The following is a 13,759-nucleotide window of genomic DNA, read 5'->3' on the forward strand; positions in this document are numbered from 1 at the left end:
GTGAAGGGGGGCACCCGGTTTTCCCGGGTGCCCCCCCTTCACGTACAGCCCCTTACGGCCAGTTCCCCCCGATCGCCCCCGTGTCCCCGCCGATCACTCCCGGCGGGATCGAGATGCCCGGGTTCGGCGGGACCGTGACGCCGCCGCCCGGCTTGTTGTCGCCGGGGCGGTGCTTCTTGCCGCCGCCCTTGCCCTTGTTGCCGTTGTCGTCCCCGGCGGGCGGGGTCTGGCCCTGCGGGTCGGGGATGTTGACCGTGGTGAAGCTGGGGGCCGGCTGGCCGCTCAGGGCGCCGCTGACGGCGTCCTTCCAGATCGGGCCGGGGACCTGGCCGCCGTACACCTTCTCCTGGTACTCGCCGCCGATGGTGATGTTCTCCATCTCGACGCTCTGCGTCGGGCTGCCGACCCACACCGCGCCCGACATGTTCGGCGTGTAGCCGACGAACCAGGCGTTCTTGCGCTGGTCGGTCGTGCCGGTCTTGCCCGCGTTGTCGCGGTCGGAGAGACCGGCCTGCTTACCCGTACCGGAGTCGGTCACACCGCGCAGCAGCGTGTTGATGGAGTCCGCGGTGTTCTGCGACATCGCCTGGCTGCACGAGGACTTCGGCACCGGCAGCGCCGTGCCGTCCGCCTTCTTGATCGACTCGATGGCGACCGGCGTGCAGTACGTGCCCCGGTTGGCGAAGGCCGCGTACGCGCTCGCCATGTTCAGCGGGGAGATACCGGTGGAGCCGAGGGTGAGCGCCGAGGGCACCATCGGGAGCTTCGTGCCGTTGCCCTGCACCACGTGCAGCTTGTCCGTCATCTGGGAGACCGGGCACATGCCGATCTCGCCGAGCATCTGCACGAAGTACGTGTTGACCGACTTCTCCATGGCGGTCTTCAGCGGGTACGGCCCGTGCTCGGACTCGTTCTCGTTCTGCAACTGCTCGTTGTTGGTGTTCACCCACGGCTTGCCGCTGCACGTCTGGACGGTGGCCGGGTAGTCCATCTCGTACGGCGACGGGTACTGCTGCGTCGGCGGCTTGCCGCCCTCGATCGCGGCGGCGGCGAGGAACGGCTTGAAGGTCGAGCCGACCGGGAAGCCGAAGTTCGAGCCGCCCATCTGCTTGTTGACCGAGAAGTTGATCTGGGTCTCGTTCGCCCCGAAGCCGTACGGCCGCGACTGGCCCATCGCCAGGATCTTGCCGGTGCCGGGCTGGACCAGCGTGACGGCGGTGGCGACCTTGTCCGTCTGGTAGACGTGGTCCTTGATCGAGTTCTGGGTGGACTGCTGGGCCTGCGGGTCCATGGTCGTACGGACGGTCAGGCCGCCCTGGTTCCAGAGCTTGGCCCGCTCCTCCTTGGTCTTGCCGAAGACCGGGTCGGAGAGGAAGACCTCGCGTACGTAGTCACAGAAGAAGCCCGCGCCGCTGACGGCCGTGATGCAGCCGTTCTTCGGCTTGGAGACCTTCAGCTTGATCGGCGTGGCCTTGGCGCGGTCGGCCTCGGCCTGCGAGATGTCCTTCTTGTCGGCCATGCGCTGGAGGACCACGTCACGGCGCTTCTTCGCCTCGGTGGCGTCGTTGACGGGGTCGTAGCGGCTCGGCGACTGGACGATGCCCGCGAGCATGGCGGACTCGGGCAGCGTCAGGTCCTTGGCGGACTTGGAGAAGTAGCGCTTGGCCGCGGCCTCGACGCCGTACGCCTGCTGCCCGAAGAACGTGATGTTGAGGTAGTTCTCCAGGATCTTCTTCTTGCCGAGCTCTTCCTCGACCTGGATCGCGTACTTGAGCTCCTTGACCTTGCGGCCGAGGGTCTGCTGGGTGGCCTCGGCGACCTTGTCGGGGTCGTCGCCGGCCTCCTCCACGAAGACGTTCTTGACGTACTGCTGGGTGAGGGTCGAAGCGCCCTGGGCCACGCCGCCCGACGTCGCGTTCTTGTTGAGCGCGCGCAGCACGCCCTTGAGGTCGATCGCGCCGTGCTCGTAGAAGCGCGCGTCCTCGATCGCGACGATCGCCTTCTGCATGTACGGGGAGATGCCCGTGAGCGGGACCACCGTGCGGTCGCGCGAGTACACCGTCGCGATCGGACCGCCCTGGTTGTCCAGGATCGTGGTGCGCTGACTCAGCGGCGGGGTCTTCAGATTGGCGGGGATCTCGTCGAATCCCTCGACCGTGCCCTTGGCCGCGAGACCGAGCGCGCCGAACGCCGGCAGCGCGATCCCCGCGAGCACCGCTCCGGAGAGCACACTCACTCCGACGAACTTGGCGGCCTGCTGGGTCCCGGTCAGACCACCGCCCGAGCGCTTCTTTGCCATGGGGGCAGCCTACGTTCTCATTCGCCGGACACGGGTCAATGCTCTGGCCTAAGCTGCTCTCAACTGTCACAGCAGTGCGGTTGCGCATCAACTCGGTGTTTGACTTTCCGCAAGAGGGCGATTGCCCGGTATCGCTGTCCGTTTACGCCTCATGCGTCATCAGGCGTCCGTTGTGGCTCAACTGAAACGCCCCGGTTTGCCGGGATTCTCACGCATGTCCCCAGCTCACTCCGTTGGGTGATCTGCCGCGTACGCATAGTCCGTTCGGACCATTCAAGATTGGGCCCGAAGGGGGTGTTGCGCTGTGCCCACCTTCCGTAACGTCCTCAACTGGCAGCGGTGAATATGCCTCTGCCGCCGTGGGGGAGCCTCGATTCGGGAGAGGACGGCGCCGGCATGGGCTGGGTAACCGACTGGAGTGCGCAGGCAGCCTGCCGCACTACCGATCCGGACGAACTGTTCGTACAGGGTGCGGCTCAGAACAGGGCCAAGGCGGTGTGTACCGGATGCCCGGTACGGACCGAGTGCCTCGCGGACGCACTGGACAACCGCGTCGAATTCGGCGTGTGGGGCGGAATGACGGAACGGGAGCGGCGCGCGTTGCTGCGCAGGCGCCCCACCGTCACTTCCTGGCGCCGCCTTCTGGAGACGGCGCGTACGGAGTACGAGCGCAGCACGGGCATCCTGTCCGTGGGCGTGGACGACGACGAGGCGTACGGCTACCGGCCCCACGCCATGGACGAGACCTACGCCGCCGTGGGGTAGCCCACGGCGTCATACCCGTACGACACGTACGTACGACCTCTACGTACGGGTCAGAGAGCTCCGGCCTTCTCGTTCTGGGTCGCGAGCCGTTCCCCGATGGCCCGGAGCCCGGCGAGATCGTGTACGTCGCCGGGCAGGGCGGCCACTTCGGCCACCGGGACTTCGGGGTGGAGCGCGGTGAAGCGGTCGCGCGTGCGCTGTTCGCGTGCGAGCACCTGCATCCGCTCCGCGTGCAGGCGCAGCAGACCGGCGGTCAGCCGGTCGACCGACACGCCGTCGGGTCCGGTGGTGGAGGAGGGGACTTCGGGAGAGGGACCACCGGTGCCACGATCCTCAGCCTTCCCGTCCATCTGATCGACAATGCGGCCGTCGACAAGATTTTCCCCATCGGAGCCTTCGAGACCGTCCGTACGGTCCTCGTCGAGGCTTTCCGCCGCCGCCAGTGCCCGCTGCGCCGACAGTCGCGCAGCGCCGCTGCCGTGCACGCGGTTGAGTACGAGACCGGCGAGCGGCATCGAGTCGGCCGCGAGGCGCTCCACGAAGTACGCGGCCTCGCGCAGCGCGTCCCGCTCCGGCGCCGCGACCACCAGGAAGGCCGTGCCCGGCGCCTGGAGCAGCCGGTAGGTGGCGTCGGCGCGGGTGCGGAAGCCGCCGAACATCGTGTCCATCGCCGCCACGAACGTCTGGACGTCCCGCAGCAACTGGCCGCCGAGCAGCTTGCCGAGCGTGCCCGTCATCATCGACATGCCGACGTTGAGGAACTTCATCCCGGCCCGCCCGCCCATCTTGGCGGGGGCCATCAGCAGCCGGATGAACTTGCCGTCCAGGAACGACCCCAGCCGCTTCGGCGCGTCCAGGAAGTCGAGCGCCGAGCGCGACGGCGGGGTGTCGACCACGATCAGGTCCCACTCGTCGCGCGCCCGCAGCTGGCCCAGCTTCTCCATCGCCATGTACTCCTGCGTGCCCGCGAAGCCGGCCGACAGGGACTGGTAGAAGGGGTTGGAGAGGATCGCCCGGGCCCGCTCGGCATCCGCGTGCGCCTCGACGATCTCGTCGAAGGTCCGCTTCATGTCGAGCATCATGGCGTGCAGTTCACCGGCGCCCTCGACGTCCTTGACCCGGCGCGGGGTGTTGTCCAGCGAGTCGATCCCCATCGACTGGGCCAGGCGCCGGGCCGGGTCGATGGTCAGGACGACCACCTTGCGGCCGCGCTCGGCGGCCCGCAGCCCGAGCGCCGCCGCGGTCGTCGTCTTGCCGACCCCGCCGGAGCCGCAGCACACCACGATCCGCGTCTTCGGGTCGTCCAGCAGAGGGTCGATGTCCAACGGCGCGGCCGTGTCCATGCTCACTTGCCCACCCCGGAATTCCGCAGCTCGGCGGCCAGGCGGTAGAGCCCGGCCAGATCCATTCCCTCACCGATCAGCGGCAGTTCGTGCACGGGCAGCCCCAACTCGCCCACCACCTCCCGCTGTTCGCGTTCCAGCTCCACCCGCTCCGCGTGCTCGGCGGCCTCCTGGAGCAGCGGCGTGACCAGCTTGGCCGAGCCGGTGACCCCGGCGCGGGTGAGCGCCTTGGCGACCTCCTTGCGCCGGTCGCCGGTGACGCCCCGTACCGCCTCCTCGTCCAGGAGGTGCGGGCGGACCATGTTGACGATGACGGCGCCGGTCGGCAGCTCGGCGGCGCGCAGCTCGGCGATGCCGTCGGCGGTCTCCTGGACCGGCATCTCCTCAAGCAGCGTCACCAAGTGCACGGCTGTCTCAGGGGACTTGAGGACCCGCATCACAGCCTGCGCCTGATTGTGTATCGGCCCGATCTTGGCGAGCCCGGCGACCTCGTCGTTGACGTTGAGGAAGCGGGTGATCCGCCCGGTGGGCGGTGCGTCCATGACCACATGGTCGTACGCGTACCGCCCCTGCTTGTCCTTACGCCTCACCGCTTCGCACGCCTTGCCGGTCAGCAGGACGTCGCGGACGCCGGGCGCGATGGTGGTGGCGAAGTCGATGGCGCCGAGCTTCTTGAGCGCCCGGCCCGCCGAGCCCAGCTTGTAGAACATCTGGAGGTAGTCGAGCAGGGCCCGCTCGGCGTCGATCGCCAGCGCGTACACCTCCCCGCCGCCGGGCGCCACGGCGATCTTCCGCTCCTCGTACGGAAACGCCTCCGTCTCGAAGAGCTGTGCGATGCCCTGTCTGCCCTCGACCTCGACGAGGAGCGTGCGCTTGCCCTCCGTCGCGAGGGCGAGCGCGAGGGCAGCGGCGACCGTGGTCTTGCCGGTACCGCCCTTGCCGCTGACGACCTGGAGCCTGCTCACACAGTCGAGCCTAACCAGTCGCCCGACGGCCTACGCATGAGGCTGCCTCCGGCAGCGGCTACAGTCGGCCACATGACCAAGTGGGAATACGCGACCGTGCCCCTTCTCGTGCACGCGACCAAGCAGATTCTGGACACCTGGGGCGAGGACGGCTGGGAGCTGGTCCAGGTCGTTCCCGGGCCGAACAACCCCGAGCAGCTGGTGGCCTACCTGAAGCGGGAGAAGCAGGCATGAGCGCGGTGGAGGCGAAGCTGGCCGAACTCGGCCTGACCCTGCCGGAGGTCGTACCGCCGCTGGCCGCGTACCAGCCGGCCGTGCGGTCGGGTGTGTACGTGTTCACGGCCGGGCAGCTGCCCATGGTCGACGGCAAGCTGACGCTGACCGGGAAGGTGGGCGCGGAGGTCACGGCCGAGGAGGCGAAGGACGCGGCGCGTATCTGTGCGCTGAACGCCCTCGCCGCGGTGAAGTCCGTCGCGGGTGACCTCGACCGGGTTGCGCGCGTCGTGAAGGTCGTGGGCTTCGTGGCCTCGGCCAGCGACTTCACGGGCCAGCCCAGTGTGATCAACGGTGCGAGCGAGCTGCTTGGCGCGGTTCTGGGCGACAAGGGTGTCCACGCCCGCAGCGCGGTCGGCGTCGCGGTCCTCCCGCTCGACGCGCCGGTCGAGGTCGAGCTCCAGGTCGAGCTGGTCGACTAGCCGGTCGCCTGCGGCGGGCGATTCCCCACCCCGCCCCTTCCCGGCTGTGACATTTTGCGGCTCCGCCGCGTGGCCTGGGCGGGCGGCCGGGTGCTTTGTCCGCGGACCGTGCTGGCTTGCTCGCGCAGTTCCCCGCGCCCCTCAGGTACTTCGCCGCAGCCGGAGAACTCGGCTCAGCCACAGCCCTTCAGGGGCGCGGGGAACTGCGCGAGCAACCGGCTACGGTTCGCAGACGAAGCCCGGGCCTGGTTATTCGCAGCCGCAGGACTTGCGGATCACCAACCGCGACGGGAACTGCTTCAGGCGTTCCCGGCGCGAGCCGGCCACGCGGAGCGCGTCGTCCAGGACCAGGTCCACCGCCGCGCGGGCCATCGCGGGGCGGTCGGAGGCGACCGTGGTGAGGGGCGGGTCCGTCAGACCCGCTTCCTTCACGTCGTCGAAGCCCGCCACCGCCAGCTCGCCCGGCACATCGATACGGAGTTCACGGGCAGCCCGGAGCACGCCGATCGCCTGGTCGTCGGTGGAGCAGAAGATCGCCGGGGGCCGCTCGGGCCCGGAGAGAATGTCCAGGGCGACCCGGTACGCGTCGTACCGGTTGTACGGGGCCTGAAAGAGGCGGCCTTCGAGGGAGCGGCCGGACTCGACCATCGCCCGGCGCCAGCCCTCGACGTGGTCCGCCACGGGGTCGCCGACCGCCGGGGTCGATTCGACCCCGCCGAGGCACGCCACGTACGCGTGACCGTGTTCCAGAAGATGGCGGGTCGCCAGCTGCGCGCCGCCGATGTCGTCCGTGACGACCGCCACGTCGTCGATCGCCTCCGGCCGTTCGTGGAGGAGCACCACGCGCGCGTCCCAGGCGTCGATCTCCGCCGCCGCGCGCTCGCTGGGGCCCTGGCTGACCAGGATCAGACCGGCGACCCGCATGCCGAGGAAGGCCCGCAGATAGTGGACCTCGCGGTCGTCCAGATAGTCGGAGTTGCCGACCAGGACCATTTTTCCGCGCTCGGCGGCCGCCTGCTCCACCGCGTGCGCCATCTCCGCGAAGAACGGCTGGCGCGCGTCCGGGACGATCATGCCTATGAGGTCCGTGCGCCGGGATGCCATCGCCTGGGCAACCCGGTCGGGCCGGTAGCCCAGCTCCTTGATCGCGGCGAGTACCCGCTCGCGCGTGGCCGGGGCGACCGGCCTCGGTCCGTTGTTGATGACATAGCTGACGACCGCGGTCGACGTACCCGCCAGTCTCGCCACATCATCCCGCGTCACCTTGGCCACGAGCGGGAGTCTACGCGGGGTGACCTACCTCTGGGCAGGGCGTACGGAGGCTTCCTCCGCCTCCGTACGAACCGGGACCGGTGCGGAGGCCACGGATTCCGCGGCCGCCTTGGCCTTGGCCTGAGCCGCCGACTTCGCCTTGGCCTCCTCGGCCGCCCGCTCGACCTTCTCGGGCGTCACGAACCGGTATCCGACATTGCGGACAGTGCCGATCAGCGACTCGTGCTCGGGGCCGAGCTTGGCCCGCAGCCGCCGTACGTGGACGTCGACCGTGCGCGTACCGCCGAAGTAGTCGTAGCCCCAGACCTCCTGGAGCAGCTGCGCGCGCGTGAAGACCCGGCCGGGGTGCTGGGCGAGGTACTTCAGGAGCTCGAACTCCTTGAAGGTCAGGTCCAGGACCCGGCCCTTCAGCTTCGCGCTGTAGGTGGCCTCGTCCACGGACAGATCGCCGTTGCGGATCTCCATGGGGGAGTCGTCCGAGGTGATCTGCTGGCGGCCCATCGCGAGCCGCAGCCGCGCCTCGACCTCGGCGGGACCGGCGGTGTCGAGCAGGACGTCGTCGATGCCCCAGTCGGCGGTGACGGCGGCAAGGCCGCCCTCGGTGACCACCAGGAGCAGCGGACAGCCGGGCCCGGTGGAGCGCAGCAGCTGGCACAGCGACCGGACCTGCGGCAGATCGCGGCGGCCGTCGACAAGGATGACGTCGGCACCCGGGGTGTCGACGAGGGCCGGGCCCTCGGCGGGGGCCACCCGTACGTTGTGCAGCAGCAGGCCGAGGGCGGGAAGCACCTCCGTCGACGGCTGGAGGGCATTGGTCAGGAGCAGCAGGGAGCTCATCGCGCCCCACCTGCCCAGGTCGTCGACTTCGTATCGTGCACGGTCTGCTCGCCCATAACGTCGGTTCCTCCTCGGTCCCTGCGAGGACGTTTACGGCACTGCTTCGTACTACTGGTACTTCTTCCCGTACTTCGTACGGTCGGCTCCCGCGCCCCCGGAAGCCTTGCTGAGTCTTCTTTGTGAGCCTTCGGTCACCTGCCTGTAACAACGGGCCGGAAACGCAAAAGGACCCGGGGGCTGCGCTGCCCGGATCCTCTGCCGAGCAGAATAGCCCACATGAGTTCCGCTTCAGAGGGCCGATTTCACACTGTGGATGTTTCCTCGATCACCAGGGGACCTCGGCGGGCCACTCTGCGCACCTCGGACGGCGTGCCGATCGAGGCCGTTCACGACCCGTGCGCAGCGGGCAGAACGGATACCGCGATCGTGGTCGCGCACGGCTTCACGGGCTCGGCCGACCGCCCCGCCGTGCGGCGTGCGGCGGGGGTGTTCGCCCAGTACGCGGGCGTGGTGACGTTCTCCTTCCGGGGCCACGGGCGCTCCGGCGGGCGCTCCACGGTCGGCGACCGCGAGGTCCTGGACCTGGCGGCGGCGGTGGAGTGGGCGAGATCACTCGGGTACGCGCGCGTGGCGACCGTCGGGTTCTCGATGGGCGGTTCGGTGGTGCTGCGGCACGCGGCGACGCACAAGGGGAGCACGGAAGCGTGCCCGGCGCACACGGATGCCGCGGTTTCCGTGAGCGCGCCCGCCCGTTGGTACTACCGGGGGACCGCGCCCATGCGGAGGCTGCACTGGCTGGTGACCCGGCCCGCCGGGCGCCTGGTCGGCCGCCTCGGCTTCGCGACCCGGATCGACTCGGAGGAGTGGGACCCCGTTCCGCTCTCGCCGGTCGAGGCGGTCCCGCTGATCGCGCCGACCCCGCTCCTGATCGTCCACGGCGACCGCGACCCGTACTTCCCGCTGGACCACCCCAGGATGCTGGCGGCGGCCGGACCTGGGCTGTTGTGGCTGGAGGAGGGCATGGGGCACGCGGAGAACGCGGCGGACGAGGGGCTGCTGCGCCGGATCGCGCACTGGCTGTCGGTGGCGTAGCCCATCATGGAGCCCGACGAAAGGAGTGTCGCCATGGCAGCGGGAACCATCCGCTTCTGGGCCGCGGCCAAATCCGCCGCCGGTGTCGCCGAGGAGCCGTATACGGCGGACACGCTGGCTCAGGCGCTCGACGCGGTGCGCGAGCGCCACCCGGGCGAGCTGACCCGCGTACTGCTCAGGTGTTCGTTCCTTGTCGACGGCGACCCCGTCGGGACCCGCGAGCATGAGACCGTACGGCTTGCCGAGGGCGGCACGGTCGAGGTGCTCCCGCCGTTCGCAGGAGGGTGACCCCCCAGTCATGAGCGATCAGCAGTACCCGCCGTATCCGTACGACGAGCGATATCCGCAGTACGACCAGTACGGGCAGCCGGTTCAGCAGCAGTCGTACGACCAGTACCAGCAGTACGACCAGTACGGTCAGCCGCTCCAGCAGCAGCCGCTCCAGCAGCACCAGCAGGCGCAGCAGTCCGGGCAGCAGCAGTTCCCGCACGACCCGTCGTACCAGGAGCAGCAGCAGTACACGCAGACCTGGGAGGGCCAGACCTGGGACACCCAGTACCAGCCCACGGTCCAGCCGCAGCCCGTACAGCAGCCTGTGCAGCAGCCGGTCCAGGGGCAGTACGCGCAGGCGTACGCGCAGCCCGCCGCCGACACCGCGTATCTGCCGCCGCAGACGGGGTCGGCCCCGCTGCCCCCGGAGGCACCGGTCCGCGAACCGGCGCCCGCCGAGCCCGCCCGGGCCGACGGCCCCGCCTACAGCTCGCCCACCACCATCGGCAGCACCCGGATCACCGACGCCCAGCGCGCGCGTGCCGAGGGGCGTTCGCCGATCATCGCGCCGGGGATGCAGCCCGCCGCGCTCACCGCCGTCCTCGGCCTGCTGCTCGCGGCCGGGGCCGCGCTCGGGCACTACGCGCTGGTGGCGCCGCTGGTGCTGCTCCAGGCGGTCACGGCCGCGGGATGGTTCCGGCTGAACGGGATGTGGCCCGCCCGCCAGGGCATCGCGCTCGCCTTCGCGGGCGGCCTGGTCGCCGACGTGGCGCTCCTCGCGGTCGGCGACGACCACGGGCCCGCCGCGATCCTGGGCACGCTCGGAGTGTGGGTGCTGCTCACCCTCGTCCTCCAGCTGCGCAGCCACGCGGACCCGGACGAGCGGATGTACGGCCTCATGGCGTCCGTCACCTCGGCGGCGCTCACGGTCCTGGCGGCCGGATACCTCGCCGCGATCCCGCACGCCGTCTCCGTGGGCGCGGTCGCGGTGGCCGTCGCGGTGCCCGCGCGCGCGTTGCCGCTGCCGGGCCCCGTCTCCGTCGCCGTCTCGCTGCTCGCGGCCGCGGGCGCGGGGATCGCGGTCGGGCAGATGACGGACATCGGATCCTCCGGCGCCCTGCTGGGCCTGGCGGCCGGGGTGTGCGCGCTGATCGGGCTGCGGGTGGCCAGCTACGACTACCCGTCGCGCTTCGTGCACATGACGGCCGGAGTGGCAATGCCGCTCACCGCGGCTGTTCCCGCTTTGTATCTGATCGGTCGAGTGATCGGGTAATTCCGGCGGTTAGGCTCGCATCCGTACGACCGGACAACCGGGCCGATCAGCAGTGGGCTTGATCGCCGGGCGGATTGAACGACCACGGGTGGGGGACACGTACGCAATGCGCGCACTCCGAATATGGCTGATCGTCGCGGTGGTCCTCGGCGGCCTCTTCGTCGCCGCGGACCGCATCGCGGTCAATGTGGTCGAGTCGAAGGTGGCCGACCGGATCAAGAGCAGTCAGGGGCTGAACGCCACCCCCGACGTCTCCATCACCGGGTTCCCCTTCCTCACCCAGGCGCTCGGCAAGGAGTTCGACGAGGTCGACGTGCGCCTGGGCGGCGTCACCGCCACCGCCGACGGCCACTCGGTGAACGTCACCGAGGTCAAGGCGAAGCTGCACGACGTGAAGGTCAACAGCGGCTACTCGTCCGCCACGGTCGTACGCGCCGACGGCTCGGCCCGTATCTCCTACGCCGACCTGGCGAAGGCCGCGCCCAAGGGCGCGACGGTCTCGTACGCGGGCGCCGAGCGGGCCGCCAAGGGGCAGATCCAGGTCGGCGGGCAGCTGACGGATCTGCTCGACGGGGCGGGGGTGCAGGTGCCGCCGAGCCTGCGGCTGCTGCTTGCCGGTCGTACGGTCAGCACGTACAGCACGGTGACGATCGAGGGCGGGTCGACTGTGCGGGTGCGGTCCGAGGGGCTGCCTAAGCTCCCCGTTCCCGGGTTCGACGAGAAGCTTCGTAAGGCTGTCGACTACGACCTTCAGATCGCGGGGATGCCGCGGGGTATCAAGCTCGACAAGGTCGAGGCTTCGAAGGATGGGCTGCTGTTCACTGGGACCGGGACCAACGTCTCCCTGGCGGGGTAGCCCCCGGGGGGCCGTGTTTCGTCTGCGGGCCGGTGGGGGCTTGTCGCGCCCGCGCGGCGGAGCCGCAAATGTCACAGCCCCGCGCCCCTAAAAACAGGGCCCGGGCACCCCGTAGGCGCAGCCAGTAGCCGGATTGTGAGACAGACGCGTCCGGCAGGTAGATGGCCGACAGGGTGAGGCCCCCCGGACCGCCATGAAAGGCGGTCTTCGGCCAATCTCGTCCCGGATCATGGACGATCGTGTCTCAAAATACGACACACCGGTGACAGGGGTGCGGTCGCGTCCCTACGATCGGGGCTATGAAGCGACAGGCGGATCTCACGAAGCGGCGGGCAGTCGACCTGTGCCGCGTCGCCGCCATGCTCTGTCGCCGCGCCTGAGCGGAACGCTCAATTCCTGCATTCCCCCAGGCCCTTTCGGGCGGTCCGTTCCGTTCCGGATCGTCAGGGCCCGTGCCGCAGCACTCCGCGCACGCACACAGCGCACCCGCACCCCGCGCAACCCCGCCGCATACTGCCCCGGAGGAGAACCCGCATGAGCCGCAGCGACGTCCTGGTAGACGCCGACTGGGTCGAGGCCCACATCGACGACCCGAAGGTCGCCCTCGTCGAGGTGGACGAGGACACCTCGGCGTACGACAAGAACCACATCAAGAACGCGATCCGGATCGACTGGACCAAGGACCTCCAGGACCCGGTCCGCCGTGACTTCATCGACCAGGAGGGCTTCGAGAAGCTCCTGTCGGCGAAGGGCATCGCGAACGACACGACCGTCGTCCTGTACGGCGGCAACAACAACTGGTTCGCCTCGTACGCCTACTGGTACTTCAAGCTCTACGGCCACGACAGCGTCAAGCTGCTCGACGGCGGGCGCAAGAAGTGGGAGCTGGACTCGCGCGACCTGGTCGACGGTTCGCAGGTCCCGAGCCGCCCGGCCACCGAGTACAAGGCCAAGGCCCAGAACTCCGCGATCCGCGCCTTCCGCGACGACGTGGTGGCGGCCATCGGCTCGCAGAACCTGGTCGACGTGCGCTCGCCCGACGAGTTCAGCGGCAAGCTGCTCGCCCCGGCCCACCTCCCGCAGGAGCAGTCGCAGCGCCCGGGCCACGTCCCGTCCGCCCGCAACATCCCGTGGTCGAAGAACGCCAACGACGACGGCACCTTCAAGTCGGACGACGACCTCAAGGAGCTGTACGCGGCCGAGCAGGTCGACCTGGCGAAGGACACCATCGCGTACTGCCGCATCGGCGAGCGCTCGGCCCTGACGTGGTTCGTGCTGCACGAGCTGCTCGGCGTGACGAACGTCAAGAACTACGACGGTTCGTGGACCGAGTACGGCTCCCTCGTCGGCGTGCCGATCGAGCTCGGCGCCAACAAGTAACTCCCGCACACCATTCAGACCGTAGACCGTAAGGAAGAGCCATGTGTGGAGCGAAGGCAGGCGGCCCCGACGCCTCGACGATCAAGCCCGGTGAGACCACGATCCAGGGCCAGGTGACCCGCGACGGCGAGCCGGTGGTGGGTTACGTCCGCCTCCTGGACTCGACCGGCGAGTTCACCGCCGAGGTCCCGACCTCGGCGACGGGCCAGTTCCGCTTCTACGCGGCCGAGGGCACCTGGACCGTCCGCGCCCTGGTCCCCGGCGGCCAGGCCGACCGCAAGGTCGTCGCCCAGCAGGGCGGCCTGGCGGAGGTCGCCATCGCCGTGTGACGGCGGGCACCGCATGAACCGGCCGGAGGGCCGCGCCCCAGGGGGTTGGACGCTTACCTGGACCGGGTGCGGCCCTCCGTGCCGTTTCCGGGTGGCCGATCCGGTCGTACGCTGGACTTATGTTGGCCCGTCGGCGCCGCGAGTACTTCTGGCTGATGGGCGGATGCCTGGTCCTGTTCGTGTCCGCCTGGGGCTTCGTACGGCTGTGGTCGGTGCCGGCGGCCGTCGCGATGTGCGTGGTCGCGATGGTGATCCCGCCGGTCGCGGCGATGGTGGCGAACCGGCGCGGCCCGGACGACCGCTGGTGGGACGACCCGTCGGGGGACCCGAAGTCCGACGAGTGGTGGGACGAGCTGGACGGGAAGAAGAAGTACTGACGCGCG

16 protein-coding genes are annotated in these 13,759 nt (G+C 69.8%); 11 read left to right on the forward strand and 5 right to left on the reverse strand.

What is annotated here, in order from left to right:
* Positions 1-52: 52 nt before the first annotated feature.
* On the reverse strand, positions 53-2,299 hold the full coding sequence (locus ACT1U9_RS16795) for a transglycosylase domain-containing protein (RefSeq protein ID WP_444533555.1): 2,247 nt from the start codon (positions 2,297-2,299) through the stop codon (positions 53-55).
* A gap of 396 nt (positions 2,300-2,695) precedes the next feature.
* Here ACT1U9_RS16795 and ACT1U9_RS16800 point away from each other — a divergent pair, with 396 nt between their 5' ends.
* On the forward strand, positions 2,696-3,064 hold the full coding sequence (locus ACT1U9_RS16800; protein WP_188276954.1) for a WhiB family transcriptional regulator: 369 nt from the start codon (positions 2,696-2,698) through the stop codon (positions 3,062-3,064).
* A gap of 50 nt (positions 3,065-3,114) precedes the next feature.
* Here the strand turns inward: ACT1U9_RS16800 and ACT1U9_RS16805 are convergent, their stop codons facing one another.
* The gene (locus ACT1U9_RS16805) at positions 3,115-4,413 is read right to left on the reverse strand and encodes an ArsA family ATPase (protein ID WP_444533556.1); all 1,299 of its coding nucleotides are present in this window, start codon (positions 4,411-4,413) and stop codon (positions 3,115-3,117) included.
* Positions 4,410-5,372, reverse strand: coding sequence for an ArsA family ATPase (locus tag ACT1U9_RS16810; RefSeq protein ID WP_444533557.1), 963 nt, complete (start codon positions 5,370-5,372; stop codon positions 4,410-4,412). Before ACT1U9_RS16810 ends, ACT1U9_RS16805 begins: the two co-directional genes overlap by 4 nt.
* 72 nt (positions 5,373-5,444) lie before the next feature.
* Between ACT1U9_RS16810 and ACT1U9_RS16815 the strand changes: the two genes are divergently transcribed.
* Positions 5,445-5,606 (forward strand): DUF4177 domain-containing protein, encoded by a 162-nt coding sequence (locus tag ACT1U9_RS16815; protein ID WP_003975360.1) that lies wholly within the window; start codon positions 5,445-5,447, stop codon positions 5,604-5,606.
* Complete coding sequence (locus tag ACT1U9_RS16820; RefSeq protein ID WP_444533558.1) at positions 5,603-6,067, forward strand: RidA family protein; 465 nt, start codon at positions 5,603-5,605, stop codon at positions 6,065-6,067. Before ACT1U9_RS16815 ends, ACT1U9_RS16820 begins: the two co-directional genes overlap by 4 nt.
* A 249-nt stretch (positions 6,068-6,316) precedes the next feature.
* On the opposite strand, the gene ACT1U9_RS16825 is transcribed toward ACT1U9_RS16820, so the two are convergent.
* Together ACT1U9_RS16825 and ACT1U9_RS16830 are read right to left on the reverse strand one after the other, a co-directional pair.
* Complete coding sequence (locus tag ACT1U9_RS16825) at positions 6,317-7,339, reverse strand: LacI family DNA-binding transcriptional regulator (RefSeq protein WP_188276957.1); 1,023 nt, start codon at positions 7,337-7,339, stop codon at positions 6,317-6,319.
* Between the two features lie 24 nt (positions 7,340-7,363).
* Positions 7,364-8,176, reverse strand: coding sequence for a response regulator transcription factor (locus ACT1U9_RS16830; protein ID WP_444533559.1), 813 nt, complete (start codon positions 8,174-8,176; stop codon positions 7,364-7,366).
* A 276-nt stretch (positions 8,177-8,452) separates the two neighbouring features.
* Here ACT1U9_RS16830 and ACT1U9_RS16835 point away from each other — a divergent pair, with 276 nt between their 5' ends.
* From ACT1U9_RS16835 to ACT1U9_RS16870, 8 genes are all read left to right on the forward strand, one after another.
* On the forward strand, positions 8,453-9,268 hold the full coding sequence (locus tag ACT1U9_RS16835) for an alpha/beta hydrolase family protein (RefSeq protein WP_444533560.1): 816 nt from the start codon (positions 8,453-8,455) through the stop codon (positions 9,266-9,268).
* A gap of 33 nt (positions 9,269-9,301) precedes the next feature.
* Entirely contained in the window at positions 9,302-9,556 is a 255-nt protein-coding gene (locus tag ACT1U9_RS16840) for a MoaD/ThiS family protein (RefSeq protein ID WP_444533561.1), read from the forward strand.
* A gap of 10 nt (positions 9,557-9,566) precedes the next feature.
* Positions 9,567-10,811 (forward strand): hypothetical protein, encoded by a 1,245-nt coding sequence (locus ACT1U9_RS16845; protein ID WP_444533562.1) that lies wholly within the window; start codon positions 9,567-9,569, stop codon positions 10,809-10,811.
* Between the two features lie 106 nt (positions 10,812-10,917).
* Positions 10,918-11,667 (forward strand): LmeA family phospholipid-binding protein, encoded by a 750-nt coding sequence (locus tag ACT1U9_RS16850; RefSeq protein WP_444533563.1) that lies wholly within the window; start codon positions 10,918-10,920, stop codon positions 11,665-11,667.
* 299 nt (positions 11,668-11,966) lie between these two features.
* Positions 11,967-12,047: a putative leader peptide gene (locus tag ACT1U9_RS16855; RefSeq protein WP_361428811.1), complete on the forward strand. Its 81-nt coding sequence runs from the start codon at positions 11,967-11,969 to the stop codon at positions 12,045-12,047.
* A 154-nt stretch (positions 12,048-12,201) separates the two neighbouring features.
* Complete coding sequence (locus ACT1U9_RS16860) at positions 12,202-13,047, forward strand: sulfurtransferase (protein WP_444533564.1); 846 nt, start codon at positions 12,202-12,204, stop codon at positions 13,045-13,047.
* A gap of 41 nt (positions 13,048-13,088) precedes the next feature.
* Positions 13,089-13,376 (forward strand): DUF1416 domain-containing protein, encoded by a 288-nt coding sequence (locus ACT1U9_RS16865; RefSeq protein WP_444533565.1) that lies wholly within the window; start codon positions 13,089-13,091, stop codon positions 13,374-13,376.
* A gap of 119 nt (positions 13,377-13,495) precedes the next feature.
* Positions 13,496-13,753, forward strand: a complete 258-nt coding sequence (locus ACT1U9_RS16870) for a DUF3099 domain-containing protein (protein WP_101388965.1) — start codon at positions 13,496-13,498, stop codon at positions 13,751-13,753.
* Positions 13,754-13,759 lie beyond the last annotated feature (6 nt).

This window comes from Streptomyces sp. BR1 (assembly GCF_052373795.1).
Lineage (GTDB): Bacteria > Actinomycetota > Actinomycetes > Streptomycetales > Streptomycetaceae > Streptomyces.

Bases quoted from the DNA above. Each gene is read 5' to 3' on its own strand.
- ACT1U9_RS16795 (WP_444533555.1), bottom strand. From the start codon at position 2,299: ATGGCAAAGAAGCGCTCGGGCGGTGGTCTGACCGGGACCCAGCAGGCC.
- ACT1U9_RS16800 (WP_188276954.1), top strand. From the start codon at position 2,696: ATGGGCTGGGTAACCGACTGGAGTGCGCAGGCAGCCTGCCGCACTACC.
- ACT1U9_RS16815 (WP_003975360.1), top strand. From the start codon at position 5,445: ATGACCAAGTGGGAATACGCGACCGTGCCCCTTCTCGTGCACGCGACC.
- ACT1U9_RS16820 (WP_444533558.1), top strand. From the start codon at position 5,603: ATGAGCGCGGTGGAGGCGAAGCTGGCCGAACTCGGCCTGACCCTGCCG.
- ACT1U9_RS16830 (WP_444533559.1), bottom strand. From the start codon at position 8,176: ATGAGCTCCCTGCTGCTCCTGACCAATGCCCTCCAGCCGTCGACGGAG.
- ACT1U9_RS16835 (WP_444533560.1), top strand. From the start codon at position 8,453: ATGAGTTCCGCTTCAGAGGGCCGATTTCACACTGTGGATGTTTCCTCG.
- ACT1U9_RS16840 (WP_444533561.1), top strand. From the start codon at position 9,302: ATGGCAGCGGGAACCATCCGCTTCTGGGCCGCGGCCAAATCCGCCGCC.
- ACT1U9_RS16845 (WP_444533562.1), top strand. From the start codon at position 9,567: ATGAGCGATCAGCAGTACCCGCCGTATCCGTACGACGAGCGATATCCG.
- ACT1U9_RS16850 (WP_444533563.1), top strand. From the start codon at position 10,918: ATGCGCGCACTCCGAATATGGCTGATCGTCGCGGTGGTCCTCGGCGGC.
- ACT1U9_RS16855 (WP_361428811.1), top strand. From the start codon at position 11,967: ATGAAGCGACAGGCGGATCTCACGAAGCGGCGGGCAGTCGACCTGTGC.
- ACT1U9_RS16860 (WP_444533564.1), top strand. From the start codon at position 12,202: ATGAGCCGCAGCGACGTCCTGGTAGACGCCGACTGGGTCGAGGCCCAC.
- ACT1U9_RS16865 (WP_444533565.1), top strand. From the start codon at position 13,089: ATGTGTGGAGCGAAGGCAGGCGGCCCCGACGCCTCGACGATCAAGCCC.
- ACT1U9_RS16870 (WP_101388965.1), top strand. From the start codon at position 13,496: ATGTTGGCCCGTCGGCGCCGCGAGTACTTCTGGCTGATGGGCGGATGC.